Below are 3,177 nucleotides of genomic sequence, written 5' to 3'. Positions count from 1 at the left end.
GTCGCGTCGCTTTACGCTAAGGCGCTATTTAATGCGGTGGGCGGCGAGCTATCCGCGGTGGACTATAAAAAAGAGCGCGCGCTGTGGGACCTAGTCATCGAGGCAAATAAATCGGGTGCGCTAGAGTTTGCAAACAGCGTAGGCGTGGGCGGCGTAGCGATAACGCTAGCTAAAATGGCATGCCTAAGCGGGCTTGGCGCGGAGTGTAAATTTGACGTTAAAAAGCCAAATTTCATCTTTGACGAGAGCTTTTCGCGCGCGATCGTCGGCGTAAAAGACGAGGCTAAATTTGAATCTCTAGCCGCAAAACACGGCGTCAAATTTGAAAAAATCGGCAGCGTGGGCGGAGATAAATTTAAGCTAAATGATATTGAGGAAAAGCTAAGCGACGTGAGCGAAGTTTATTTTAATAAATTTGCCGCAATCATCCGCCAAGAGGACTAAAATTTGGCGCCGCTGGGCTGGCTAAATTTGAGCGGCGTAAATTTGACGCTTGCTAAATTTAGCTTGCCTCGGCGATATTTATCCGCGCGCTTTGGCGTCAAATTTGATCAAATTTAATCAGCTCGCGATGATGATCTGCTATCTTGCCGAGCTTGAAAGCGACCGTAAAAGTAAAATTTAATACGAATTTGAAAGGAAAGTAGATGTCTTGGAAAGACTTTTTAAACAACAAAGAAGAAGAACAGCCGCAAAAGGAGGGCAGAGGAATGGATCAAAAAAGCGTAGCTAAGCCGCCGGTGCTATTTAGCGAGACTCAGCAGGTACTAAAGGCGGTCGAGGCCAAACTGGGCGGCACGCTCATCACCTACTACAACTCAAACGCGGGCAGCGTCTGCGGCAACGACGCGAGCGCGATGTATGAAATTTTAAAGGGTAAAAAGATAGAAAACGCGTTTTTGTTTATCAAAAGCGACGGCGGCAGCGGTATCGCAGCGCTTCGTATCATCAGCACTCTGCGAAACTACTGCAAAAACATCACCGCTCTCATCCCTGCTAACTGCGCGTCGGCTGCGACTATGATGGCGCTAGGCGCAAACGAGATCGTGATGGGCCCGCTAGCGTATCTTACCGCCGTCGATACCTCGCTAAAGCACGCGATGAGCCCGATAGATAACGGCAACGAGCGCGTTAGCGTGTCGATGGACGAGCTAAACCGCGTGATAAAACTATGGAAAATGCACGAAAAAGACAACGACGAAAACCCGTATAAATCGCTATACAACTACATCCATCCGCTGGTTTTCGGCGCCGTAGACCGCGCCAGCTCGCTCTCGCTAAAGATTTGCTGCGAGCTTTTGCGCTACCATATGACCGACGAATCAAAGATCCAAAACATCTCCGAGCGCCTAAACAGCGACTATCCGGCGCATGACTATCCGATACTTTTCCGCGAGGCCGAGGAGATCGGGCTGCACGTGCAAAAGATGGACAACGAGCTAAACGAGATGCTTCAGGAGCTCACGCTTCTTTACTCCGAGATGGGACAGCGCGCGTTTACCGACTACGACGAGAACAGCTACCACGACAACAACATCGCCAACATCATCGAGGCAAACGGCAAGCAGATTTATTATCAGATCGACAAAGATTGGTTCTACCGCCCCGACGAGCGCCGCTGGAACGTGATGAACGACGAGAGCTCGTGGCGTAAAAACGAGCTAGTGGGCGGCAAGCTCAAAAATACGATTTATCATTTATGGTGATATTTTGAATTTTATTTTTTGGTTTTTGATCTTTTACGGGATTTATTATCTGGTCTCAAATTTTAGCCAAAATCCCGTAAATTTAGGCGGCTCACAAAAACGGGCGATGTTTGAAGAGGCGAAATTTCTAGTTAGCTTGCTTGCCAAAGTCGCCAAAAGCGACGGCAGGGTAAATGAGCTAGAGGCTCGCCTCATCAGCGAGACGCTAGACGATATCACTCTAAGGCTCGGTAACGACGCAGCGATGAGAGCGGAGCTAAAGCAGATCTATAACCGCGAAAAAGAGACGGTGCATAATGCCTATTTTATCGCGCGGCAGTACAAAGATCGCTTCCGCCTTAGTCAAGACGCCGCGGCCGCGAAACTATCTTTTTTACTAAATTTGGCCTATATAGACGGCGAATTTAGCAAAAGCGAGCATAACGTCATCGAGCAGATTGCTTTGGGATTTGGACTTAACGAGATCGATTTTTGGTCGATTTTAAAGAGATTTGACGATTTTTACGGGCAAAGGCGGCAAGATGGGGGAGGCCAGAGCGATCCGTACGTAAAACGCGCTAAAAGCCCTTACGACGTGCTTGGACTAAAAGATGGCGCGTCGTTTGACGAGGTAAAAAAGCGCTACCGCGAACTCGTGAAAAAATATCATCCCGATATCCTTATGGGGCGCGGCGAGAGCGAGGAGATGATAGAAAAGAGTACTCGTAAGCTACAAGAGATAAATGAGGCGTATGAGACGATAAAACAACGTGCGGCTTAGAGGCTTGTCTTTTTGATTTATACTTTGTTGGTTTTAAATTTTACTCGGTCATTACCCACTCGGTAACTCCCGTCGTAAAATTGAAAACCGCCGCGTCTAAATCAAAAATACTTCGCCTTTAGGTTTTTAAAATTTAGTCAAATTTCTGTAAAATTAAGCCAAGTTTCGGCGCGCAAGAGACAAACCAATAAAGAAAGGAATATAAATGAGAGCATTAATCAGCGTCAGCGACAAAGAAGGCATCGTAGAGTTTGCCAAAGGACTTGAGAAACTCGGTTTTGAGATATTAAGCACGGGCGGCACGCACAAACTGCTAAAAGAGCAGGGCGTAAAAGCGGTCGAAGTGAGCGAATACACGGGCTCGCCCGAGATGTTTGAGGGGCGCGTAAAAACCCTGCACCCAAAAATCCACGGCGGCATCTTGCACAAGCGAAACGACGCAAACCACGTGAGCCAAGCCGCACAGCACGGCATCGGCGGCATCGATCTAGTTTGCGTAAATTTATATCCGTTCAAACAAACCACAATCCGCACCGATGATTTTGATGAGATTATCGAGAATATCGACATCGGCGGCCCTGCGATGGTGCGCTCGGCGGCTAAAAACTTCGCTAGCGTTTATATCGTCACGAGTCCGCTTGATTATGACGAGGTTTTGCGCGTCATAGGGGGCGCGGACGAGAGCGAAAAGGCCGTTTTTAGGCGAAATTT

General features: G+C 48.1%; 4 protein-coding genes and 1 pseudogene. All 5 read left to right on the top strand.

Annotated features, from left to right (window positions below):
- On the top strand, nt 1-444 hold a 444-nt coding region (locus Q0338_RS06835), incomplete at its 5' end, for an AIR synthase-related protein (protein ID WP_366119761.1).
- 49 nt (nt 445-493) lie between these two features.
- The gene (locus Q0338_RS06830; RefSeq protein WP_298086104.1) at nt 494-625 is read left to right on the top strand and encodes a hypothetical protein; all 132 of its coding nucleotides are present in this window, start codon (nt 494-496) and stop codon (nt 623-625) included.
- Between the two features lie 22 nt (nt 626-647).
- Entirely contained in the window at nt 648-1,706 is a 1,059-nt protein-coding gene (locus Q0338_RS06825; RefSeq protein WP_009496422.1) for a hypothetical protein, read from the top strand.
- Nucleotides 1,707-1,710: 4 nt separating this feature from the next.
- Nucleotides 1,711-2,466 carry a TerB family tellurite resistance protein gene (locus tag Q0338_RS06820; RefSeq protein ID WP_298086103.1) on the top strand — a complete coding sequence of 252 codons (756 nt, stop codon included), beginning with the start codon at nt 1,711-1,713 and terminating at the stop codon, nt 2,464-2,466.
- 205 nt (nt 2,467-2,671) lie between these two features.
- Nucleotides 2,672-3,177, top strand: a pseudogene (locus Q0338_RS06815) (bifunctional phosphoribosylaminoimidazolecarboxamide formyltransferase/IMP cyclohydrolase PurH); the annotation flags it as partial.

This window comes from uncultured Campylobacter sp. (assembly GCF_938018145.1).
Lineage (GTDB): Bacteria > Campylobacterota > Campylobacteria > Campylobacterales > Campylobacteraceae > Campylobacter_A.
The sequence above is the reverse complement of the archived record's forward strand: the minus strand, read 5'-3'. Positions and strand labels throughout refer to the sequence as shown.

Coding starts and splice junctions, on each gene's coding strand:
- Q0338_RS06825 (WP_009496422.1), top strand. CDS start 648: ATGTCTTGGAAAGACTTTTTAAACAACAAAGAAGAAGAACAGCCGCAA.